Source organism: Mesorhizobium sp. 128a (assembly GCF_053848025.1).
This window is the reverse complement of record NZ_JBSPKY010000002.1, coordinates 312053-333383: the sequence shown is the minus strand read 5'-3', so window position 1 is coordinate 333383 and position 21331 is coordinate 312053. Positions and strand designations below refer to the sequence as shown.

The 21331-nt window shown below is 64.2% G+C and carries 20 protein-coding genes; 13 read left to right on the top strand and 7 right to left on the bottom strand.

Annotation, left to right across the window (positions count from 1 at the left end):
• Nucleotides 1-116 precede the first annotated feature (116 nt).
• Nucleotides 117-731, top strand: coding sequence for a polyhydroxyalkanoate synthesis repressor PhaR (gene phaR, locus ACWTU9_RS05335; RefSeq protein ID WP_454573025.1), 615 nt, complete (start codon nucleotides 117-119; stop codon nucleotides 729-731).
• A 58-nt stretch (nucleotides 732-789) separates the two neighbouring features.
• Here the strand turns inward: phaR and ACWTU9_RS05330 are convergent, their stop codons facing one another.
• Nucleotides 790-1209 (bottom strand): rhodanese-like domain-containing protein, encoded by a 420-nt coding sequence (locus tag ACWTU9_RS05330; protein ID WP_455857391.1) that lies wholly within the window; start codon nucleotides 1207-1209, stop codon nucleotides 790-792.
• Nucleotides 1210-1297: 88 nt separating this feature from the next.
• Here ACWTU9_RS05330 and ftrA point away from each other — a divergent pair, with 88 nt between their 5' ends.
• The gene (ftrA, locus tag ACWTU9_RS05325; protein ID WP_455857390.1) at nucleotides 1298-2281 is read left to right on the top strand and encodes a transcriptional regulator FtrA; all 984 of its coding nucleotides are present in this window, start codon (nucleotides 1298-1300) and stop codon (nucleotides 2279-2281) included.
• 12 nt (nucleotides 2282-2293) lie between these two features.
• On the opposite strand, the gene ACWTU9_RS05320 is transcribed toward ftrA, so the two are convergent.
• Nucleotides 2294-3433, bottom strand: a complete 1140-nt coding sequence (locus ACWTU9_RS05320; protein ID WP_455857389.1) for a citrate/2-methylcitrate synthase — start codon at nucleotides 3431-3433, stop codon at nucleotides 2294-2296.
• 92 nt (nucleotides 3434-3525) lie between these two features.
• Here ACWTU9_RS05320 and ACWTU9_RS05315 point away from each other — a divergent pair, with 92 nt between their 5' ends.
• Both ACWTU9_RS05315 and ACWTU9_RS05310 read left to right on the top strand, forming a co-directional pair.
• Nucleotides 3526-4614 carry a citrate synthase/methylcitrate synthase gene (locus ACWTU9_RS05315; protein ID WP_455857388.1) on the top strand — a complete coding sequence of 363 codons (1089 nt, stop codon included), beginning with the start codon at nucleotides 3526-3528 and terminating at the stop codon, nucleotides 4612-4614.
• A gap of 217 nt (nucleotides 4615-4831) precedes the next feature.
• Complete coding sequence (locus ACWTU9_RS05310; protein WP_455857387.1) at nucleotides 4832-5962, top strand: patatin-like phospholipase family protein; 1131 nt, start codon at nucleotides 4832-4834, stop codon at nucleotides 5960-5962.
• Here the strand turns inward: ACWTU9_RS05310 and ACWTU9_RS05305 are convergent.
• Nucleotides 5953-6549 (bottom strand): TetR/AcrR family transcriptional regulator, encoded by a 597-nt coding sequence (locus ACWTU9_RS05305; RefSeq protein ID WP_455857386.1) that lies wholly within the window; start codon nucleotides 6547-6549, stop codon nucleotides 5953-5955. The two genes, ACWTU9_RS05310 and ACWTU9_RS05305, sit on opposite strands and share 10 nt — an antisense overlap.
• 122 nt (nucleotides 6550-6671) lie before the next feature.
• Between ACWTU9_RS05305 and ACWTU9_RS05300 the strand changes: the two genes are divergently transcribed.
• From ACWTU9_RS05300 to ACWTU9_RS05270, 7 genes are all read left to right on the top strand, one after another.
• Nucleotides 6672-7133, top strand: a complete 462-nt coding sequence (locus ACWTU9_RS05300) for a (2Fe-2S)-binding protein (RefSeq protein ID WP_455857385.1) — start codon at nucleotides 6672-6674, stop codon at nucleotides 7131-7133.
• Between the two features lie 2 nt (nucleotides 7134-7135).
• Entirely contained in the window at nucleotides 7136-9409 is a 2274-nt protein-coding gene (locus ACWTU9_RS05295; RefSeq protein ID WP_455857384.1) for a molybdopterin cofactor-binding domain-containing protein, read from the top strand.
• A complete protein-coding gene (locus ACWTU9_RS05290; RefSeq protein WP_455857383.1) occupies nucleotides 9406-10014 on the top strand; it encodes a hypothetical protein in 609 nt (202 codons plus the stop codon). Before ACWTU9_RS05295 ends, ACWTU9_RS05290 begins: the two co-directional genes overlap by 4 nt.
• 191 nt (nucleotides 10015-10205) lie before the next feature.
• Nucleotides 10206-11384, top strand: a complete 1179-nt coding sequence (locus ACWTU9_RS05285) for an efflux RND transporter periplasmic adaptor subunit (RefSeq protein ID WP_455857382.1) — start codon at nucleotides 10206-10208, stop codon at nucleotides 11382-11384.
• Between the two features lie 83 nt (nucleotides 11385-11467).
• Nucleotides 11468-14635 carry an efflux RND transporter permease subunit gene (locus tag ACWTU9_RS05280; RefSeq protein ID WP_455857381.1) on the top strand — a complete coding sequence of 1056 codons (3168 nt, stop codon included), beginning with the start codon at nucleotides 11468-11470 and terminating at the stop codon, nucleotides 14633-14635.
• A gap of 97 nt (nucleotides 14636-14732) precedes the next feature.
• Nucleotides 14733-14891 (top strand): DUF3309 family protein, encoded by a 159-nt coding sequence (locus ACWTU9_RS05275; RefSeq protein WP_454586379.1) that lies wholly within the window; start codon nucleotides 14733-14735, stop codon nucleotides 14889-14891.
• A 145-nt stretch (nucleotides 14892-15036) separates the two neighbouring features.
• Nucleotides 15037-15465 (top strand): DOPA 4,5-dioxygenase family protein, encoded by a 429-nt coding sequence (locus tag ACWTU9_RS05270; protein WP_455857380.1) that lies wholly within the window; start codon nucleotides 15037-15039, stop codon nucleotides 15463-15465.
• 17 nt (nucleotides 15466-15482) lie between these two features.
• Here ACWTU9_RS05270 and ACWTU9_RS05265 read toward each other — a convergent pair whose 3' ends face one another.
• Nucleotides 15483-16550, bottom strand: a complete 1068-nt coding sequence (locus tag ACWTU9_RS05265; protein WP_455857379.1) for a cyclic nucleotide-gated potassium channel — start codon at nucleotides 16548-16550, stop codon at nucleotides 15483-15485.
• A gap of 178 nt (nucleotides 16551-16728) precedes the next feature.
• On the opposite strand from ACWTU9_RS05265, the gene ACWTU9_RS05260 reads away from it, so the two are divergent.
• Nucleotides 16729-17610 (top strand): metal-dependent phosphohydrolase, encoded by an 882-nt coding sequence (locus tag ACWTU9_RS05260; protein ID WP_455857378.1) that lies wholly within the window; start codon nucleotides 16729-16731, stop codon nucleotides 17608-17610.
• A 525-nt stretch (nucleotides 17611-18135) separates the two neighbouring features.
• Here ACWTU9_RS05260 and ACWTU9_RS05255 read toward each other — a convergent pair.
• The 3 genes from ACWTU9_RS05255 to ACWTU9_RS05245 all read right to left on the bottom strand — a co-directional run bounded on the left by ACWTU9_RS05255 (nucleotide 18136) and on the right by ACWTU9_RS05245 (nucleotide 20215).
• On the bottom strand, nucleotides 18136-18831 hold the full coding sequence (locus ACWTU9_RS05255) for a type 1 glutamine amidotransferase domain-containing protein (RefSeq protein ID WP_455857377.1): 696 nt from the start codon (nucleotides 18829-18831) through the stop codon (nucleotides 18136-18138).
• Nucleotides 18832-18883: 52 nt separating this feature from the next.
• A complete protein-coding gene (locus tag ACWTU9_RS05250) occupies nucleotides 18884-19639 on the bottom strand; it encodes an SDR family NAD(P)-dependent oxidoreductase (RefSeq protein ID WP_455857376.1) in 756 nt (251 codons plus the stop codon).
• Nucleotides 19640-19723: 84 nt separating this feature from the next.
• Nucleotides 19724-20215, bottom strand: coding sequence for a DUF2721 domain-containing protein (locus ACWTU9_RS05245; protein WP_455857375.1), 492 nt, complete (start codon nucleotides 20213-20215; stop codon nucleotides 19724-19726).
• A 183-nt stretch (nucleotides 20216-20398) separates the two neighbouring features.
• On the opposite strand from ACWTU9_RS05245, the gene ACWTU9_RS05240 reads away from it, so the two are divergent.
• Nucleotides 20399-21313, top strand: coding sequence for a LysR family transcriptional regulator (locus tag ACWTU9_RS05240; RefSeq protein ID WP_455857374.1), 915 nt, complete (start codon nucleotides 20399-20401; stop codon nucleotides 21311-21313).
• Nucleotides 21314-21331: the final 18 nt, after the last annotated feature.

The window sequence follows — 21331 nt, the reverse complement described above, 5'->3', positions numbered from 1 at the left end:
GATGCCGCACTGCACAAAGCGCTTGGAATTATGGAGCTTTTGCGCATATCCTTAAAAATGGCGCAATCGTTACCGGCGGCTTACTCAGGCGCGCCGGTGTCCCCGGGAGGATGCTGATGGCCGCGAAAGACGACCCGATCATTATCAAGAAATATGCCAACCGCCGTCTCTACAACACCGGCACCAGCACCTATGTGACGCTCGAGGATCTGGCCGAGATGGTCAAGAAGGGCGAGGAGTTCACGGTCCAGGACGCCAAGACCGGTGACGACATCACCCATCCGGTGCTGACCCAGATCATCTTCGAACTGGAGAACAAGGATGGGCAGAACATGCTGCCGATTCCGTTCCTGCGCCAGCTGATCGCCTTCTACGGTGACCAGATGCAGATGATCGTGCCGAGCTTCCTCGAGCAGTCGATGATCGCCTTCTCCAAGGAACAGGAGCGTTTCCGCGAGCAGATGAAAGGCGCGATCGGCAAGTCGCCGCTCGACGTGATGAAGATCGCCACGCCGATCAAGGCGCTGGAAGAGCAGACGCGGCGCAACATGGAAATGTTCCAGAACGCCATGCGCCTGTTCACGCCGTTCCCGTCAGCCACCTCAAATGGCGCTGCGGCGGCTGCGCCCGAACCGGCCCGCAAGGAAGCGCCGGAAAAGAGTGGCGACGACCTTCAGGAATTGAAGGACCAGATCGCCGCCATGCAGCGCAAACTCGACACGATGTCGTAGAGCGCCAGTCGCCATCCCGTTGCTCGAAGGGGCGGACGGCAAGTGCTTGGCCTCGGGATCATGCCCGCAGGGTACCCGGCTCCTTGCCTGAGGCGAATGGAAGATCCTCGTCCTCCCAGCCGGTGATGCCGCCGATCATGATCTTCACCGGACGGCCGAGGCCGGCCAGCTTGAAGGCCGCCCGATCCGCACCATTGCAATGGGGTCCCGCGCAATAGACGACGAACAGCGCCTGTTCGGGCCACTCCGCCATCCGCTCGGCCGCTATCTCGCGGTGCGGCAAATGCAGAGCGCCCGGTACATGGCGGCGCTCATAGGCTTCCGGCGAACCGACCACATGCAGAAGGGCAAAGTCCTGCTCTCCGGCGCGCAGTGCAGCGGCGACGTCGGAACAGTCGGTCTCGACGGAAAGCCGGCGCAGGAAGTGGTCGCGGGCAATTTCCGGCGATGCTGCGGGAGTCTCTGTCACGTAGCTCATCTCTAATCTCCGTTGCTGATGCGACGGAGAGATAAAGCACCGGGCAGGGCGATTGCAGCTGGCAGCTTTGCCATATATCGTCAAGATCATGCCAAATGCATCTTCCCATCCTGTCAATCCGCTTGTCGTTGCCATTGCCTATGACGGGCTGTGCACATTCGAGTTCGGCGTGGCGGTTGAGATCTTCGCCTTGCCCAGGCCGGAAATGGGTGAGGATTGGTACCGTTTTGCGGTCGCCGGGATCGATGGCGGTGAAATGCGCGCCTTGGGCGGCGTGCGCATCGTTGCCGATGGCGGAGCCGATCTGATCGGCCAAGCCGAGACAGTGATCGTGCCTGGGTGGCGCGGATCGGAGTCGCCGGTGCCGCCGTCGCTGATCGAGGCGCTTCAAAAGGCACATGAGCGCGGCGCCCGAATTCTTTCGATCTGTTCGGGCGTGTTCGTGCTTGCCGCCGCAGGTCTGCTGGCAGGCAAAAGGGCGACGACGCATTGGCGCTATAGCGAGAAGCTGACGGAGCTGTACCCTGATATCACCGTGGTTCCCGACGTCTTGTACATCGATGAGGGAAACGTCCTGACATCGGCCGGGAGTGCTGCCGGTATCGACCTTTGCCTGCATCTGGTCCGGCGCGATTTCGGCACCAAAGCGGCCAATATGGTGGCGCGTCGGCTGGTCGTGCCGCCGCATCGCGACGGCGGCCAGGCGCAGTATGTCGAGAGCTCCGTTCCCGAACCGCATGAGCGCAGCCGGCTTGGGCCGTTGATCGACAGAATGCGCGCCAATATTTCGGCCGACTATCCCGTCGCCACGTTGGCCGAACTTGCCGGGATGAGCGAGAGGACATTTCTGCGCCGGTTCGCCGCCGCAACCGGCGTCACGCCGGCCCGCTGGCTGCTCTCGGAACGACTTTCGCGGGCGCGCACGCTGCTGGAAGATACGGCAATGCCGATCGAGCGAATTGCCGAGACCGCTGGCTTTGGCGCGGCGGGCACGTTGCGTCATCACTTCCGTCAGCAGTTTTCCACGACGCCGGTCGCATACCGCGCGCGGTTCGGGGCCAAGTCAGCCTGACGGCTTGCCTGGTCAGGTCAATGATCCGACATAGCGGCCGCGAGGTCTGATGATGCTGCCGCTCATGATCTGTTCGACCATATGAGCGGCCCAGCCGACGCTGCGTCCCAACGCAAACAAATGGAACGGCGCATCGCGCGGTAGGCCGAGGCCACGTGTCAACGCAGCCAGGGCAAAGTCGATGTTCGGATGCGCGCCGGTCGCGGCAATGGCGGCTTTTTGCAACTGTTGCAGTATCTCGTCGACTGGGATGACGGCCAGAAGTGCGGTGGCACGGGGATCGCCTTCAGGATAGAGCGGGTGGCCGAACGCCGGCAATGGCCGGTCGTGGCCGAGCCAGCGCCGGACCGCCGCCTCGGCGCCGTGCCGTGCCGCATCCTCCGCCAGTTGCATCACCGCTTCGCCGGCGCCGCCGTGGCGCGGGCCGGTCAGCGTCGCCAGGCCTGCCAGCAGGCATGCGGCGGGCGAGGCCCCGGTCGAGGCCGCGACGCGGGCAGTGAAGGTCGATGCGTTGAGTTCATGATCGGCGAGCAGGACGAGGGCGCAGCGTATCGCCTCCGCGCCGGCATCATCCACCGACCAACCCTGCGCCAGACGTTGGTGAACAGGCGCCGTGCTGGCTGCAGCGCCCAGCGCCTGCGCTAGCGCCCCTATTGTGTGCGCGGCCTCGGTGCACAGCGACGCGGCGCTGCGCCCGAGCGAAGGTCGCCCCAGGCTGGCAAGCATGGCAAGCTGCGCAAAAGCCGAAGCGCGGCCGGCTGGATGAGGTGCCTCAGATGACGGTGCCTTGAAAGCCACCGGTTCGGTCGAAGCCCAGAGCACGGCGGCGGTTTCTTCCAGCGTGGCCGATTTGGCGAGCGCAACGGCATCCTGTCCGCGATAGATGAGGCGACCGTGCAGGACGGTCGAAATCGCCGTTGCGATCGACGGCTCGCCCCAGGCGATCGCGCTCTCGGCGATGGCAGACGGACTGCGTCCGCGCGCCCGCCGGTTAGCAAGCGCTATGATGTCGTCAACGCGGTACTGGCTGCGGCGCGGGTCGGTCTCATCCGGCCGCATGCCGATGCGGCCGCGGCTGACATAGGCGTAGAGCGTCTGAGGCCGGACCTTCAGCCTCTCCAGCGCCTCTTCCCGCGACAGCCATTCGGACATTTTGATCCCTGATATTGATTATATTGATCAAGATTGATGAAGATGTGGTCAACCCTTATCTCTGGTGGAGAAAAGCTGCAAGGAGATGAGACATGGCAAATGGGCTCGATGATGTGGTGGCGGCGGAGACGGTGCTCTCCGATGTCGATGGTCTCGGCGGTCATCTGACGATCCGGGGTTACGCCTTGCCGGAGCTGGCGGGACGCTGGCGCTACGCGCAAGTGGTCCGCCTGCTGCTGGACGGTTTCTTCGACGACCTGCCGGGCGATGCCGAACTGGCGGCGAGGCTGGGCGAGGCCCGCGTCGATGTGTTCCAGCGGCTGTTGCCTTCGCTGCCGATTTTGGCGCCGCTCGAGATCTACAGCGCCATGCGCGCCGGCATGGCGCTGCTGCCGGACGGCGAGAGCCTGACGGACGCGCTGCGGCTGATCGCGGCGCCGGCGGTGCTGACGCCAGCCCTGCTGCGCTTCAAGCGCGGCGATCAGCCGATCGCGCCGGATGGCAATGCCGATCATGCCGCCGACATGTTGCGGATGCTTAACGGAGCAATCCCGTCGCCGGCATTGGCAAAAGCGCTCGACACTTATCTTGTCACCGTCTGCGACCATGGCCTCAACGCCTCGACCTTCGCCACCCGCGTCGTCGCTTCGACGCTGGCCGGCCTGACATCGTCGGTGCTGGCTGGGCTCGGCGCGCTCAAGGGGCCGTTGCATGGCGGCGCGCCCGGTCCGGTGATCGAGATGCTGGATGCAATCCGGGCGCATGGCGATGCCGCCGGCTGGCTGCGCGACGAGGTCGCGCATGGCGAACGCATCATGGGCTTCGGCCATCGCATCTACCGTGTCCGCGATCCGCGCGCCGACGTACTGAAAGCGGTGGTGCGGCAGCTGGGTAGCGAAGGCGAGACCGGCCGTCGGCTGGCTTTCGCCGAGAAGGTTGAGCAGACGGCGCTGGAGGTGCTGCGGATCGCCAAGCCGCAGCGCTCGTTGCAGACCAATGTCGAGTTCTACACCGCGCTGGTGCTGGAAGCGGCGGGCTTTCCGCCACAGGCCTTCAGCAATGTCTTTGCCGCCGGGCGCGTCGCCGGCTGGATCGCGCATGCGCGTGAACAGCAGACGACAGGGCGGCTGATCAGGCCGCAATCGCGCTATGTCGGGCCGGTGCCGAAGCTCGTCGCCTGAGATCGCAACACCGTCTCGAAGGAAAACGGCCTCTCCATTTCAGGTGGAGAGGCCGTTCTTTCATGACCGAAATTTCATGTGATCACGCGACCGTGTTCGTGTTCTTGCCTCGGTCATCACTTATATGCTGCACTGCAACATAAGTCCGCTGCGGTCGAACCCCGCCCGATTCCCGGGCGGGACAAGGCTGCAGCGCCCAAACCGATACAGGATCGCCATGACGAAAAACGGCAAGGCGGAGGAAACCAAGAAGATCAACATTGCCCTGCAGGGCGGCGGCTCGCACGGGGCTTTCTCCTGGGGCGTGCTCGACCGGCTGCTGGAGGATGGCAGGCTGGAGATCGCGGCTGTGTCCGGCACCAGCGCCGGCGCCATGAACGCGGTGGCGCTGGCCGACGGTTTTGTGCGCGGCGGCGTTGATGGCGCACGCAAGAAGCTCGACGATTTCTGGCGCGCGGTGGCGGCGAAAGGCCGGTTCAGCCCGGTGCAGCGCATGCCATGGGACGTCGCCTGGGGCAACTGGTCGATCGAGAATACGCCCGGCTATTTCTTCTTCGACACCATGTCGCGGGTGTTTTCGCCCTATGTCGCCAATCCGCTTGGGCTCAACCCGCTGGGCGACGTGGTCGAGCAGGAGATCGATTTCGCCAATGTGCGCGCCTGCAAGTCGATGGAACTGTTCATCTCGGCAACCAATGTCGAGACCGGCCAACTGCGCGTCTTTTCCGATGGCGAAATCGACCTCGACACGGTGATGGCTTCGGCCTGCCTGCCGCAATTGTTCCGCGCCGTCGAGATCAAGGGCGTGCCCTACTGGGATGGTGGCTATGGCGGCAATCCGGCGCTGTTCCCGTTCTTCAAGACGGCGGCGACCGAGGACGTGCTTCTGGTGCAGATCAACCCGGTGGTGCGCGAAGGCACGCCGAAAAGCGCCAACGAAATCCAGAACCGCATTGACGAGATCACCTTCAATGCCGGGCTGCTGAACGAATTCCGCTCGATCGCCTTCGTCAAGGAACTGATCGCCGCCGGCCGCCTGCCGCATGGCGAGTACCGCGACATCCGCATGCACCGCATCGACGCCGACGAGGCGTTCAAGGACCTCTCGGCGTCGTCCAAGGTCAATGCGGAATGGGCGTTCCTGACCTATCTGCGCGACCTCGGCCGCACGGCGGCGAGCGACTGGCTGGAGGAGAACTACGACGCCGTCGGCAAGCGGCCAACGCTTGATCTCTCCGGCGAGCTTGACGATGGCTTCAAGCCGGTGCACGGCCCCGCGCCGGGCCGGCGGGTCAAGGAGTTCCTCGCGGCGCGCAAGAAGCCGGAGGCAGAGCGCCGTCAGGCCTGAAGGGCCAGGTCGATCACCTTGACCAGCGCGCCCGCGGCCTTGCGCTGTTCGTCCGCATCGCTGATGCGCGCCTTCATGCCTTCCAGCCCGTCAAGCAGCATGTCGGCGAGCAGGCGCGCCGACAGGCCCTTGGCCGCCAGGTCGGCGCCGTTGCGCCCGGCCTCTTTCTCGATCGCCGCAGCGATATGTCCGCCAAGGCCGTCGCGCCAGCAGACGACGAGATCAGCAAGGCTCGACTTCATGTCGAGCAGCTCGGCGCCGTGCGGCGATGAGATGACACCTCGCATCATCGAGATCAGCCCCTCGTCGACGGCCCGCGTCATGCGCTCCGTGAAGGTGCCATCGCCGGCCAGCGCCACCTTTGCCGCCTCGACCGAGCGCGACAGGAGCATCATGGCTATGGCGCGAAAAATGTCGGTCTTGTTCTTGAAGAGCAGATAGAGCGCCGGCCGCGACATGTCGGCGGCGCGCGCAATATCGTCCATGGTGGTGCGCGAAAAACCATAGGCCAGAAACACCTTCATGGCGCCGTCCAGAATGCGGACGCGCCTCGGGTCTGTGGTGGTGATGTCTTCGATCTGATTCACGGCTGCGACACTATCTGCGTAACCTCTATTGACAAAATTACGAATTTTGTCAACTTGTATGAAGCAGATGGCGTACCATTCCGCTTCGGACTGTGAACGACCACAACGAAGGGTTATCCCCCATGCGCCTCACCGTAGACGGTCACGCGTTCGACATCGATGCCGATCCCGAAATGCCGCTGCTATGGGCGCTGCGTGATCTCATCGGCAAGACCGGGCCGAAATTCGGTTGCGGCATCGCCGCCTGCGGCGCGTGCACGGTGCATGTCGATGGCCAGCCCGTCCGCTCCTGCTCGTTGCCGGTCGGCCAGGCCACCGGCGCCATTACTACGATCGAGGGCATCGGTGCGCCCGGCAAACTGCATCCGGTGCAGCAGGCCTGGCTGGAAGAACAGGTCGCGCAATGCGGCTACTGCCAGGCTGGCCAGATCATGAGCGCCGTAGCGTTGCTCGACGAGGTCGCCGATCCGACCGATGCCGACATCGACAACGCCATGGGTGGCAATCTCTGCCGTTGCGGCACCTATCCGAAGATACGCGCGGCTATCAAAAAAGCTGCGGCACTCAAGACGGCGGGGCTTTGATCATGGCCAGTGTCGCAAAGATCGCACGGCGCAGCTTTCTCATCGGCGCGGCTGCCATCGCCGGTGGCGTCGCCGTCGGCTATTACTATTACCGCAAGCCCTACCCGAACCCGCTGGATGGCGATCTCGCCGCCGGTGAGGCGACGTTCAATCCCTATGTGAAAATCGGCGCCGACAACACCATCACCATCGTCGCGCCGCGCGCCGAGATGGGGCAAGGCATCTCGACGACGCTTGCCGTCATGGTCGCCGAAGAGCTCGACGTCAGCCTCGACCAGGTCAAGGTCGAACACGGCCCGGCCTCCTACGCCTATTACAATGCAGCGATCCTGGAAGAGGGCGGCCCGTTCGCCTTCTTCGATGAGAGCATGACCGCCCAGGCGGTGCGTTCAGGTCTGGGCGTCGTCGGCAAATTCCTCGCTTTGCAAGGCACCGGCGGCTCGGCCTCGACGCGCGACGGTTTCAACAAGATGCGGCAGGCGGGCGCAGCCGCGCGGCAGATGCTGATTGCTGCGGCGGCGCAGAAGCTTGGCGTAGAAGCTGCCGATCTTGAAACGGCCAACGGTTCGATCCTGCACAAGGCGTCAGGCAAGTCGCTGACCTACGGCGAAGTGGCGGCAAACGCTGCCGCGATTGCGCCGCCGGCGGAAGGTCGGCTCAAGGACAGAGCCGATTGGAAACTGCTGGGCAAGCCGCAAAAGCGGATCGACATGCTTGCCAAGGTCACTGGCGCGCCGATCTTCGGCATCGATGTCAGCTTGCCGGACATGGTCTACGGCACGGTGAAGATGAGCCCGCGCTTCTGGTCCAGGCCGGTCGGCGCGGACCTTGCCAAAGCGGAAAAGATGCCCGGCGTGATCAGGATCGTGCCGCTCGAAACCAACTATGGCCACGGCTTCGGCATCATCGCCGAAAACACTTGGGCGGCGTTCAAGGCGGCGGACGCGATCGAGACCCGATGGGCCGAGCCAGAATATCCGCCGGACAGCGCGGCAATCGCCGGGGTGCTGAAGCAGGCGCTTGGCACCGAGGGCTCGGCACTGCGCGACGATGGCGATGTCGCCAAGGCCTTCGCCGATGCGCCGCGCGAAAGAACAATCGAGGCCGACTATGCCGTGCCCTATCTGGCGCATGCCACGATGGAGCCGATGAATGCCACGGCCTGGCTGAAGGACGGCATGCTCGATATCTGGTGCGGCAACCAGGCGCCGACCCTGGTGCGCCAGCTTTGCGCCAATCTGCTCGGCATCGAACAGGACAATGTGACTGTCTACACCACCTTCATGGGTGGTGGCTTCGGCCGCCGCGTCGAGATGGACTATGCGCTGTGTGCGGCGCTGATGGCCAAGGAAGCAGGTGGCCGCCCTGTCAAGGTGACGTGGACGCGCGAGGAGGACATGCGTCACGACGCCTATCGGCCGGCGGCCGTCGGCAAATTCCGGGCGCGGCTGGGCGATGACGGCCTGCCGGTCGCCGTCGACATGACGATCGCCTCGCCATCTGTGATCGCCGGCACCTTGCGCCGGCTGTTCCCCTCGATATCGCCGCTCGGGCCTGACAAGGCCATCGTCGACGGCGCCTACGACCAGCCCTACACCGTCCCGAACTACCGGGTGAGCGGCGTCGCCGCTCCGGTCACTGTCCCGGTCGGCTTCTGGCGCTCGGTCGGCAGTTCGATCAACGGCTTCTTCCATGAAGGCTTCATGGACGAGATCGCGGTCGCCGGAAAAACCGATCCGGTCGAGATGCGCAAGACGTTGATGGCCGCCTATCCAGCGGCGGTCAAGGTGGTCGAGAAGGTCGCCGCGATGGCGAAATGGGGAGAGGCGCTGGCGGCCGGCAGGGCTAGGGGCATGGCCTTCTCGCTGTCCTTCGGCAGTTGGGTCGGCGAGATCGTCCAGGTTGCCGACACGCCCGCCGGCATCCGCATCGAGAAAGTGTGGATCGCCGCCGATGTCGGCACAGCACTCGATCCAGGCATCATCGAAGCGCAGCTCATCTCGGCCGCCATTTACGGCCTGTCGGCGGCTATGGGGCAGGAAATCACCTTCGCCGATGGCATGGTCGAGCAGTCGAATTTCCACGACTACGATGCCATGCGCATCTTCCAGTGCCCGGTCTTCGAAGTCGCGATATTGGAGAACTTCCACAAGATGGGCGGCGTCGGCGAGATCGGCACGCCGCCGGCGGCTCCCGCACTTGCCAACGCCATCTTCGCGCTCACCGGCAAGCGCATCCGGACGCTGCCGTTGTCGAAGGCGGTGGCTTTCGCATGACAAAGCTCCTCATCATGCTGACGTCTCTTGCCACTCTGTTTTCGGCGGCGCCCTTCGCAATCGCACAAGAAGGGCAGGCACCGGCGCCGATTGCAGCCGACGCTGCGAAAGGCTTGCCCGAATGGGACAAGATCTACGCCGTGTTCTCGCACCCGCGCTGCGCCGACTGTCATGTTGCCGACGACCGGCCGCGCTGGTCCGGCGCTCACTATGGCGGGACGCGCGTCCATGCCTTCAACGTCCAGCGTGGCGCCGACGGCTCCGGTTTCGGCAATCCGGGCTTGCGCTGCACGACATGTCATTTCGCGAGCAATTCCAGTGCATTGCACGGGCCGCCCGGCGCCGAGAACTGGCATCTGGCGCCGGCCGAGATGGTCTGGTTCGGCAAATCCTCGGCGGAAATCTGCGCCCAGATCAAGGATCGCAGTCGCAATGGCGACCGCAGCCTGGAGGATGTTGCGCTGCATGTGCGCGACGACAAACTGGTCGCCTGGAGCTGGGCCCCGGGTGCCGATCGTGAGCCGGCGCCCGGCTCGGCCGAAGCGACCTATCAAGCAATCGAAAACTGGATGGCGGCAGGCGCGCCGTGTCCCGTGACGCAATGATCGCGCAACTTTTCTGACTATATTGCGCTGCAACTTTGATGTAGAAGCGCGGCTTCGCCGTTCACGGCAAATTGAACACGGCCTGACGCGCACCCATATCGGCGACGCGCCCGAGTTGAAGACACGGTAGCTGTTAGAAGACGGGCCTTGTTGGAAAACGATCTGGCCGAACCCGCAGTGGAAAAACAATGATGCCGAAAATCAGGTTTCACAAGCTTGCCGCTATAGTTGTGCTCATTGGCTTCGCCGCCTGGATGGGAACAGGCGCGTTCTCGTCGGTCGGCAGCGCCGCCGTCGAAGGCGCAGCCAAGGCCGGCGATCAGGCCAAGGCGCCGGATGCAGCCAAGCCCGCGACCGGGCCAAAGGCCGCCGAGGCGGAGCCCAAGGCGCCGCTGCGCACCGTCGCGGTGGTGACGCCGCCGCGCAAGACCTATGCCCGCGCCATCCGCATTTCCGGGCTGACCGAGGCCGACAAGCGCGCCGTGCTCGCCACGCGCGTCGCCGGCGTCATCGAAAAGCTGCCGGTCAAGCAGGGCGATCACGTCAAGACAGGCGATCTGGTGCTGATGCTGGCGGCGGAAGAAAAGATCTCAATGGTCGACAGCGCCAAGCAGCTTGTGGTGCAGCGCCAGGCTGAACTCGACGCCTCGCTGCGGCTGATGAAGACCGGCAACCTGCCCACGCTTCAGCTCGACACGGCGCGCTCGAACCTGACCGCGGCGCAGTCGCAGCTGGAGACGGCGCAGGCCGAACTCGACCGCAATCTGGTCAAGGCGCCCTTCGACGGCGTTATCGACCGGGTGCCGGTGGAGCTCGGCAGTTCCGTCATGCAGGGCGGCGAGGTGGCGACCATCCTCAAGCTCGATCCGGTGATTGCGCGCGGTGAGGTCAGCGAGCGCGACCTTGGCTATCTCAAGCTCGGCGACAAGGCCGCGGTGCGGCTGGTCAGCGGCCAGACCGTCGAAGGCACCGTGCGCTACATCAGCCGCGACGCCTCGTCGGCAACCCGCACCTTCCGCGTCGAAATTGCCGTTCCGAATGCCGATGGTTCGGTGCCGGCCGGCATGACGGCCGAGATTTCGCTCAGCGCGCAGCCGACCGACGCCGTCATGTTGCCGCGCTCGGTGGTGACGCTCGGCGACAAGGGCGACCTTGGCATTCGCGCCGTCGACAAGGACAACAAGGTGGTGTTCTTCCCGATCGACCTGGTCGACGACTCGCCCAAGGGCCTCGTGCTTGGCGGCATTCCGGCGGACGCCCGCGTCATCGTCGCCGGCCAGGAACTGGTCAAGGAAGGCGACGTCGTCAAGCCGGTCGAGGCCGACCAGGCGACCATCCAGAAACTGTTGGGCGAAGCGACAACGCAGTAGCGCCGGGATGGCCCCGGTGGCCCCGGGCGGGGACAACCGGCTGCAATGCGGCTCCTGAGAATCTTTGAGAACAGGCGTTAGCCATGGATATCGTCAAACTCGCGATCAACAATGCCCGGCTGACCATCTCGGTGCTGGGATTCCTGCTGCTGGCGGGCTGGGTCGCCTATTCGTCGACGCCGAAGGAAGCGGAACCCGACGTTCCGATTCCGATGATGTATGTCAGCCTGATCTATCAGGGCATTTCGCCGGAGGATTCCGAGCGGCTTCTGCTGCGGCCGATGGAAAGCAAGCTGAAGAGCCTCAAGGGCCTCAAGGAAATGCGCTCGGCCGCCTTCCAGGGCGGCGGCTATGTGCTGGTCGAGTTCCAGCCGCAGACCAATCTGGCGACCGCGCTGCAGGACACGCGCTCCAAGGTGCAGGACGGCAAGGCCGACCTGCCGCAGGCCGCTGAAGAGCCTGTCGTCACCGAGGTCAACATTTCCGAGTTCCCGGTGCTGGTGGTGACGCTGTCGGGTGAACTGCCCGAGCGCGTGCTGACGGCTGCCGCACGCGAATTGCGCGACCGCATCGAAGAGGTGCCTGGCGTTCTCGAAGGCTCGTTGCAGGGTTCGCGCGACGATCTCGTCGAAGTCGTCATCGATCCGATGAAGCTGTCGTCATACGGCCTGCAGCTCGACCAATTGATCGGCGCGGTCGGCGCCTCCAACAGCCTGGTCGCCGCCGGCAATCTTGAGGGCTCGGAAGGCAAATACGCGGTCAAGGTGCCGTCGCTGATCGAGACGCCCGAGGATGTGGCCGCCTTGCCTGTCGTCGCCGGCCCCAATGCCGTCGTGCAGGCAAAGGACATCGCCACGGTCCGCTCGACCTTCAAGGACGCCGAAACGATCACCCGCCTCAACGGCAAGCCGGCCATCGCCATCGAGGTCAAGAAGCGCATCGGCGCCAATCTGATCGACACGCTGGCGAAGGTCAGGGAAGTGTCCGACGCCTACGTCAAGTCCATGCCGGAAGGGATGAACATCACCTACACGCAGGATAAGTCGGTCTTCGTCAACCAGCTGCTGGGCGACCTGCAGAACCACGTGATGATCGCCGTCATCCTGGTGTTCATCGTCATCCTCTATGCGCTGTCCGGCCGCGCCTCGCTGCTGATCGGGCTTGCCATTCCGTCATCCTTCCTGATCGGCATCCTGCTGCTGGCCATGATGGGCTACACGATCAACATGATCGTGCTGTTCAGCCTTATCCTGGCGGTCGGCATGCTGGTCGACGACGCCATCATCGTCACCGAGTTCGCAGAGCGGCGCATGGGCGAAGGCATGCCCAAGGCCGAAGCCTTCACCCTTGCCGCCAAGCGCATGGCCGGTCCAGTGATCGCGGCGACGATGACGCGCATCGCCGCGTTTTCGCCGTTGCTGTTCTGGCCCGGCATCATCGGCGACTTCATGAAATACATGCCGATCACACTGATCGTGACGCTGTCGGCCTCAATGCTCTATGCGCTGGTGTTCGCGCCGACGCTGGGTGCGATCTTCGCCAAACCGCCCGGGCATCACGAGGAAGGTCGCGACGGCTGGTATATGGCGCTGGTCAAGCAGGCGGTCCGCTTCCCGATCACCGTGCTGGTGCTCACCACTGTGCTTTTGACCGGCGTCGGCGTCGCCTATTCGAAATATGGCGCCGGCGTCGAGTTCTTCCCCAGCGTCGAGCCCGATTACGGCCTGCTCTATGTGCATGCCCGCGGCAATCTCTCGCTGGCCGAAATGGATACGGCAACCAGGATCGCTGAAAACCGGCTGCTCGGTTGGCCGGGCGTGAAGTCGGTCTACACCCGCGTCGGCAAGACGCAAGGCGGCGGCCAGGATGTGCCGGAAGACGTCGTCGGCGTCATCCAGTATGAGTTCATCGACTGGCGCGAACGCAAATCGGCGAACCAGATCCTGGACGAGCTGCGCACCGTCATGGCCGGCATTCCGGGCGTCGATGTCGAGGTTCGCGTGCCGGAAGCCGGTCCGCCGACAGGCAAGGCGATCCAGCTCAGGCTTTCGGCCATCGATCCCAAGGGGCTCGACGACCAGGCCCGCGCCGTTGCCGCACGCATCGCCAAGGTGCCCGGCGTCATCGATGTCTCCGACGGCCTGCCGCCGCCCGGCGTCGACTGGGCGCTCGAGGTCGACCGCGCCAAGGCGGCGCAGTACGGCATCAGCCCGACTTCGGTCGGCACGGTGGTGCAATTGGTGACCAACGGCTTGAAGCTTTCGGAATACCGACCGGCCGGCGCCGACGATGCCGTCGACATCAGGCTGCGCCTGCCCGAAGACCGGCGCACGCTGTCGACGCTCGATGAGCTCAGGGTGCAGACCTCGCAAGGCTCGGTGCCGATCTCGAACTTCGTCGTGCGCAAGCCCGAGCCGACCGTCGGCATCCTCAACCGCATCGACGGCGCCCGTACCGTGGTGGTGCAGGCCAACGTCGCCGCCGGCACGCAGGTTGCTGCGGTGCAGGCGGAGGTGACCAAGGCGGTCACCGACATGAAGCTCGACAGCGGCATACGCTGGAAGCTCGCCGGCTCCAACGAGGACAGCGCCGAAGCCAGCGCCTTCCTCGGCAAGGCCTTCGGGGCCGCGATCTTCCTGATCTTCCTGGTGCTTTTGATGCAGTTCAACAAGTTCACCAGCGTGCTTCTGGTGCTGTCCTGCGTGGTCATGGCGACGATCGGCGTGTTCCTCGGACTGCTCCTGACAGGCGAGGCGTTCGGCATCGTCATGTCGGGCATCGGCGTCATCGCGCTGGCCGGCGTGGTGGTGAACAACAACATCGTGCTGATCGACACCTATGACCGGCTGCGCGAAGAGGGCTGGGACAAGATGGAGGCTGTGCTGCAGACCTGCCGCGAGCGTGCCCGCCCGGTCGTGCTGACGGCGGTGTCGGCCATCCTCGGCGTGCTGCCGATCGCGTTCGGTCTCGGGCTGGAAATCTTCCATCACGAGACGACGATCAACGCGCCGTCGACGCAATGGTGGATTTCGCTATCCTCGGCCATCGTCTTCGGCCTGTCCTTCGCCACCTTGCTGACGCTGGTGGTGACGCCGTCCATGCTGATGATCTTCACGCGCAGCAAGAACAGCCGCTTCTATGCGTTCTTCCGCCGGATATCCGGCCGCGACAAGAAGCCTAATGCGTCCTCGGGGCCGAAGCCAGGCCCGCTCGACGAGCCGGCAATCGCCTTCCCGAAAGCCGCCGAATAGGCCAGTTTTCATCGACCAGACAAAAGGCCGCCCGGAACAACCGGGCGGCCTTTTGCATTGTCCCCTCGTATAGGAATAGAAAAGCGAGGGATTCTTCATGACCGTCAGCACCATCCTCATCGTTGTTTTGATCCTGATCCTGATCGGCGCCGTACCGGCCTGGCCGCACTCGCGTTCCTGGGGCTACGGCCCGTCAGGGATCGCCGGCGTTGTGCTTGTGGTGCTGCTGATATTGGTGCTGATGGGCAGAATTTGATTAGGGCTATCGCAGTAGCTGATGGCGCTCCCCCGCTCCGTCTCGGCGCCGCTTTAAACGATTGCCCTGCAATCGAGCGCAGATGACGGGCAGCGCGCTTGCGTATACGCTGCCCACACGACAATCATCGAGGGAGCCGCCAAAGGTGAACGCAGACAACGCCAGCCCAAGCTTGCCAAGGCCGCTTGCCGAGATCGCCAGCTATCACGCCCACATCTACTATGACGGGCAGGCCGAGCGGCAGCACGCCGAATGGCTGCGCCTGCGCATCGGCGAACGTTTCCGCGTGCGGCTGGGCAACTGGCGCGACGAGCCGGTCGGCCCGCACGAGCAGGCCATGTATCAGGTGTCTTTCGCCACCGAGATTTTCGCCTCGCTGGTTCCGTGGCTGATGCTGAACCATGGCGGTCTCAGCATCCTCATCCACCCCAACACCACCAACCCCAAGCGCGACCACCTGGTCGACCCGATCTGGATAGGCCGCCCGCTCGGGGTGCATGGCGAGGTGCTGGGTGAGGAGGATGAGGCGGAAGAGGCGCTGGAGGTGAATACGGAGCCGACGCTGGAGGCTTAGGGGTAAGCGCCCGAAGATCAAGCCGTCGGCGCCGCGCCGCGCCGTTCGAGCGCGGTCTTGCGGATGATTTCCGCGATCTCCGGGCTGCTCGAGCACAGCATCTGGAAATCCACCGCGTGCAGCGACAGCAGCGAGACCGCCGTTGCGGCGCTGACGGTCGCCATACGCGGTTCGCCGCTGATCAGCGCCATTTCGCCGAAGAAGGCGCCAGGGCCGAGCTCCACCGGGTTCGGTGTCGCGACGGTGACGCGCCCCTCCACGACGAAGAACATCCGGTCACCGGGCTCGCCAACGCGGCAGATCACGGCGCCAGCCGGCACCGTGCGAGTTCTTAACGCGGCCACGATGTCGACCAGCACGGCCGGGCCTAGCTTCTGAAACAACGGCACGGCGGCGACCAATTGCCAATTGCGGACGAATTCTCCGCGACGAACTTCCTGATAGAAGCCGGTGGCAAGAATGCCGGCCCAGAGTGCGAAGATGCCGATGCCGCTCATCATGACCGCCCCGGCAAGGACGCGGCCGGCGAAGCTTTGCGGAATTTCGTCGCCATAGCCGGTGGTGGACAGCGTGACCACCGCCCACCACATGGACTGGGGGATGCTGCCGAACTTTTCCGGCTGGATGTCGCGCTCGATGACATAGCCCGCGAGCGCGACACCGAACAGAACGACGCCGAAGAGCGTGGTGACGCCGATCAGGTTGCGCGCCTCGTTGGCCAGCACCCTGCCCAGCACCGGGAAGAAGGTCGAGTCGCGCAGCGGTTTCAGCAGCCAGACAGCACAGTAGAGGCTCCAGTCGGGCGTGCGGACGAGCAGAAATGCCGCGAGTGGAACCAGGACCGCGAGCACATCGATGGCGATTGCCGGCGTCCTGTCGTGAAGATCTCCCGCCCGGCGCCTGAGCAGCGTCGCGACCATCTGCACAAGATAGGCGCCCCAAATGACGGCGAGCAGGGCAACCAGAGCCAGCCTGCTCCGTCCGGAAATGTTGGGTGTCGTCAGCGCAGCCACCGCCAGGAGCCCGGGCGCAGCCAGCACCGCGTTGAGCGGCGCGTAAATTCTCAGGAAAGGCAGTACCGACATTCTATGCCCACAACCGCGACTACCCTGCAGAATAGGATGGCTTCAAGGCAAGCGCAAAGATGCTTGCTGTCGCCTCGATGCGCATCACCGACGCTGTGATAAAATCCACGCCGGAACCGTGCTAGGATGCCTGCCGCACGCGATCTGTCGTGCTTCAAATTGGCCAGGAACGATTGTCATGCTCAATCCGATTTCCATCATGGCCGACCGGCTCGGCGACCATCTGTCGGAACTCTATCTGCAGTATTTCTCGCATCGCAATTCGGAGTATGCGAGCTACATAGGCGGGGCGGCCCGCCTTGTCCTGGAGCGCATCGGCAATTCGAACGCGCTTTATCACAACATCGAGCACACGCTGATGGTCACGCTCGCCGGCCAGCAGATCATTCGCGGCCGGCTGCTTTCGGAATCGCTGACCCCGGATGACTGGCTGCATTATACCTGCGCGCTGCTTGTCCACGACATTGGCATGGTGCACGGCATATGCCCGGGCGACACCGACGACAGCTTCGTCATCAACGAGGCCGGCGACCGCCATACGCCACCGCGCGGCGCCTCCGACGCGGTGCTTGCGCCCTATCATATCGAGCGCGCCAAGATCTATGCGCGCCAACGTTTTGGTTCCTCGAAGTTCGTCAATGAGGAGCGCATTATCGCGGCGATCGAGATGACGCGCTTTCCTGTACCGGACGATCCGGCCTATCAGGCCACCAACACCGAGCCGGCGCTGGTCAGGGCCGCGGATCTGATCGGCCAGCTCGCCGACCCCTTCTACCACCGCAAGCTGCCGGCGCTGTTTGCCGAGTTCACCGAGACCGGGATGGTGGAAAAGCTTGGCTGCAAGACCGCCGCCGATCTCGGCGCCATCTTCACCGATTTCTTCACGCTGAAGGTCGAGCCCTATATTGGCGACGCGATCCGCTATCTGGAGCTGACGACCGAAGGCAAGCAGTGGGTCGCCAATCTCCACAGCAACCTCTTCCAGTCCGGGCATCGCCCAGCCAGGATCGGGCCGTTCCCCGGCGTGTTGCAGCCGGCGAGCCTTTCGGTGGCAACTTAAAGCCGGGGGGTGTTTCCGCCGATGGCAAGCCGGCGGAGGTTGCATGCGGCGGTTGTCGAGGAACAGGGTTGCCACCATTTGCCGGCGTCTTCGCTGAAGGGGTACACCTTTGCGCAGGTAGCTGGCGGTGGGTGTCGTTTCAAAAAGGCTGGGTGATGATGAGGCGGACGAGGCGCCGGAGGTGGAGATTGAACCGTGTTAGGGGCTTAGGGGAGTAGCGGCGCGATCGGCAATGTAGACTTGGCCGCGGACTGCGTTTGCGTGCAGTTAGCTCAGTCGTGCGTGACAGACCGCTTTGCGCCCAATCACGGCCGAAGAGATAATACTCGTAGCTTCCTGAAACCTGCCATCGGCGGCCGATCATAAAGAGCAGCCAGCAGCACGAAGACGCATCAATGCGCGGTGTTCGGATCCCCAGTCTTGCAAGAAGGTTGCGATTCTGCCCTGGATGATGAGGGAGTTCACTGCGCGCGCTCACAGAGGCCCGACAGGCCAGCCGTGTCGCGACTGGCCGGCTGGTTAGCGCTATCTGAGCGCCGCGATTACCACTTCGGCCAGAGAGGCCGAAGATTGCGGGTTCTGGCCGGTGAGCAGATTCCCGTCCTTGACGACATGGGTGCGCCAGTTCGGCCCCTGCTCGAAGACAGCGCCCGACTTGCGTAGCGTATCTGCCAGGAGCCAGGGAGCGTTCTCCGCCGTCCCGAACTCGATTTCCTCTTCGTCGCTGAGCGAGGTCATCTTTCGCCCGGCGAACGGCCAACGGCCGTTGCCATCGCGCGCTGCTAGCAGCGCCGCAGGACCGTGACAGACGGCGGCGATAAGTTTCGAGTCCCTATCGGCCTCAATCAATACCCTGCCCATGTCGGGATCCTTGTACAGGTCCTCGACCGGCCCATGGCCGCCGGGAACGACGATCGCGTCATAGGCGCCCGTATCGATCTCGCCGAGGACCAGCGGATGTTCGAGGCGCTTGGCATTCTCGGTGAGGTACTCCCGCATACGTTCCGCAACCTTCTCTCCCACCGTGGCCGGATCGAGACTGCGCTTGTCCATCGTTGGCACGACCCCGCCCGGGCTGGCGAGATCGACCCGGAAACCGGCGCGGACGAATGCCTCGTCGAGGTCGACGAATTCCTGCGCCCACACGCCGGATTCGTAGAGCGAGCCGTCGGCGCGGGTCCATTTGTCCGCGGCGGAAAGCACGATCAGTATGTTGGTCATCGGTATTCTCCTGTTTGTCGTCGAAAGTGACAGGGGGATGAAGGGGCAGCGGTCAGATGTTCTGGCCGCCGGACACTTCGATGCGCTGCGCGGTGACCCAGCCATTGTCGGGGCCGATCAGGCTGGCGACCGCCGGGCCGATGTCGTCGGGCAAGCCGACGCGGCCGAGAGCGATCATGTTGGCGAAAGCGCTATTGTATTCCGGCGTGTCGCGAACCGCGCCGCCGAGGAAGTCGGTCTCGATCGCGCCGGGCGCGATGGTGTTGACGGTGATGCGGCGGCTGCCGAGTTCCTTGGCCATGTAGAGCGTCAGGATCTCGACTGCTCCCTTCGCGGCCGAGTAGGCCGAGAAACCCGGATAGCTGACACGGGTGAGGCCCGACGAGAAATTGACGATGCGGCCGCCATCGGCGAGTAGCGGCAACAGCGCCTGCGTCAGGAAGAACACGCCCTTGACGTGAACGTTGAACAACAGGTCAAACTGCGCCTCCGTCGTCTCGGCGAAGGCGGCCATCTCGCCGTGGCCGGCATTGTTGACGAGGTGGTCGAAGCTGTCCCGGTTCCACGTCGCGGCGAGAGCCGACCTGACCTTCGCGACGAAGCCGGGAACGGCGGAGATGTCGCCGACGTCGAGCTGCAGCGCCACCGCCCTGCGGCCCATGCCTTCTATCTCGGCCGCGACGGCCTTCGCGCCTTCGGCGCCGTTTCGGTAGGTGAGGATGACATCGCCGCCGTGGCGCGCGATGCTGAGGGCGGTGTTGCGGCCGAGACCGCGGCTACCCCCCGTGACGATCGAAATGGTGGTCATGGCTGGTTCCTTTCAGGGTTGTGGTGTCGGCAGCCCGCCGACAGGGATCGGGTCGCGGTCTCAGGCTTTGTTGCCGAGGGCGACCTATGGGGTTGCGGAGCGCCGCGTCGCGCCTCCGCTTGCAAAGGGATGCAGTCGGACCACTGCCCGGCCGCACGCGCTTTCGAGGAAGAGGGCGCCGATCGCTGCGAACATGACCGCAAGCGCGGCGCTGCCGGTGCCAATTACGAACACGCCGACGAGCCAGGAGGGCACGGCGAAGGTCTTGACGAGGAAGTCGCCGACCAGTCCGCAGATGGTGGTGGCGCCGAACAGGGCAACACCTGCGTTCAGCAGTTCCAGTGCTCGGAGCTGCAGGCGGATACGCCGCTCCGCTAGCGACAGAGCGCGACGGGCATCGACGAACAGCATTGATAGTCTGCCGTCTTCGGCCGTGAGCGAGGCGTGGAACTCTCGCCACTGCGTAATTGCCAGATTGTAGCGCAGGGTCACGCCATTCTGCAGGATCGCGCAGGCGTTCGTCAGGATTGCCGGTCCAGTGATGACCGTCAGGGCTGAGAATGGGTCGTACGACATGGTCTCGTTCCTTGCGCACGCGGTCATCACCCCGCAATGCAGGGCGACCGCGCCGTCTCCGATTTCTGCAATACCCGGCCGGCATCGAGGGGCCAGTTCTTCAGGTGCGCTATAGATGCTACATTGCGCGCCGCGGCGGAAAGACTTTGTGACTCTGTCAGCCATACCTGCTAGGTATGGCGCATGGAGCTACGCCATCTCCGGTACTTCGTTGCCGTCGCTGAGGAAGGCAGCCTGACGGTGGCCGCCGAGAGGCGCCTGCACACCGCTCAGCCTTCGCTGAGCCGCCAGTTGCGCGACCTCGAACTCGAGGTGGGTGCCCCTCTATTCGTCCGCACCTCGCGCGGGGTCGCGCTCACGGCGGCAGGCCAGGCTTTCCTCGATCACGCGCGGCTCGCGCTCGCGCAGGCAGCCGAAGCAGTCGCGGCTGCGCGGCGCGCGGCCCGCCCGGCGAAGGCGAGCTTCTCCGTCGGCTTCCTGACCGGCCAAGAAGTCGAGTGGCTGTCGCATGTGACGCAAGTCCTGCGCGCGCAGCTTAAGGATATCGACTTCAGGGTAACCAGCGATTTCTCGCCTGCCATTGCCGCGGCCGTGCAGCGCGGCGAGATCGATCTCGGTTTCTCGCGACTGGAGGCGCAGCCAGATCTAACCTACAAGGTGATCGCGCACGAACCAATCGTGGTCATCCTGCCGCACGACCATCCGCTCGCTGAGCGCACGGAGATCGAGCCCCGTGAGCTCGCGCAGGGACCGTTCATCGGCTATTCGGACACACCGCACGTCCTCTCGAGAATCGTCGACCGCTACTTGCACGAGCATGGGGTGGCCGTATCACCGAGTCACTTGCTCGACGGGTTTGCGACCGGCATCTCGCTGGTCGCGTCGACCGGCGGCGTCACGCTCCTTCCGGCCTATGTGGAAAAGCTGCTGCCCCGGTCTGTCGTAAGCCGATCGCTAACAGGGAGGCCTCCGCTCATCGAGGTTGCGGTCGGCTACCGTGCGGACAATCCATCGCCGGTGCTACGGAGCTTCCTGGAGAACATTGATCGGCTCATTGCTTCTCATGCAGCGGGCGCCGGGAATGTTTCTCTGCCATAGTCGCTTGTTAGGGGCGGC

What these genes read in the sequence shown, in the direction of transcription:
- ACWTU9_RS05285 (WP_455857382.1), top strand. Translation starts at nt 10,206, where the DNA reads ATGCCGAAAATCAGGTTTCACAAGCTTGCCGCTATAGTTGTGCTCATT.
- ACWTU9_RS05245 (WP_455857375.1), bottom strand. Translation starts at nt 20,215, where the DNA reads ATGTCGTACGACCCATTCTCAGCCCTGACGGTCATCACTGGACCGGCA.
- ACWTU9_RS05255 (WP_455857377.1), bottom strand. Translation starts at nt 18,831, where the DNA reads ATGACCAACATACTGATCGTGCTTTCCGCCGCGGACAAATGGACCCGC.
- ACWTU9_RS05265 (WP_455857379.1), bottom strand. Translation starts at nt 16,550, where the DNA reads ATGTCGGTACTGCCTTTCCTGAGAATTTACGCGCCGCTCAACGCGGTG.
- ACWTU9_RS05310 (WP_455857387.1), top strand. Translation starts at nt 4,832, where the DNA reads ATGACGAAAAACGGCAAGGCGGAGGAAACCAAGAAGATCAACATTGCC.
- phaR (WP_454573025.1), top strand. Translation starts at nt 117, where the DNA reads ATGGCCGCGAAAGACGACCCGATCATTATCAAGAAATATGCCAACCGC.
- ftrA (WP_455857390.1), top strand. Translation starts at nt 1,298, where the DNA reads ATGCCAAATGCATCTTCCCATCCTGTCAATCCGCTTGTCGTTGCCATT.
- ACWTU9_RS05240 (WP_455857374.1), top strand. Translation starts at nt 20,399, where the DNA reads ATGGAGCTACGCCATCTCCGGTACTTCGTTGCCGTCGCTGAGGAAGGC.
- ACWTU9_RS05290 (WP_455857383.1), top strand. Translation starts at nt 9,406, where the DNA reads ATGACAAAGCTCCTCATCATGCTGACGTCTCTTGCCACTCTGTTTTCG.
- ACWTU9_RS05280 (WP_455857381.1), top strand. Translation starts at nt 11,468, where the DNA reads ATGGATATCGTCAAACTCGCGATCAACAATGCCCGGCTGACCATCTCG.
- ACWTU9_RS05300 (WP_455857385.1), top strand. Translation starts at nt 6,672, where the DNA reads ATGCGCCTCACCGTAGACGGTCACGCGTTCGACATCGATGCCGATCCC.
- ACWTU9_RS05320 (WP_455857389.1), bottom strand. Translation starts at nt 3,433, where the DNA reads ATGTCCGAATGGCTGTCGCGGGAAGAGGCGCTGGAGAGGCTGAAGGTC.
- ACWTU9_RS05250 (WP_455857376.1), bottom strand. Translation starts at nt 19,639, where the DNA reads ATGACCACCATTTCGATCGTCACGGGGGGTAGCCGCGGTCTCGGCCGC.
- ACWTU9_RS05275 (WP_454586379.1), top strand. Translation starts at nt 14,733, where the DNA reads ATGACCGTCAGCACCATCCTCATCGTTGTTTTGATCCTGATCCTGATC.
- ACWTU9_RS05315 (WP_455857388.1), top strand. Translation starts at nt 3,526, where the DNA reads ATGGCAAATGGGCTCGATGATGTGGTGGCGGCGGAGACGGTGCTCTCC.
- ACWTU9_RS05295 (WP_455857384.1), top strand. Translation starts at nt 7,136, where the DNA reads ATGGCCAGTGTCGCAAAGATCGCACGGCGCAGCTTTCTCATCGGCGCG.
- ACWTU9_RS05260 (WP_455857378.1), top strand. Translation starts at nt 16,729, where the DNA reads ATGCTCAATCCGATTTCCATCATGGCCGACCGGCTCGGCGACCATCTG.
- ACWTU9_RS05330 (WP_455857391.1), bottom strand. Translation starts at nt 1,209, where the DNA reads ATGAGCTACGTGACAGAGACTCCCGCAGCATCGCCGGAAATTGCCCGC.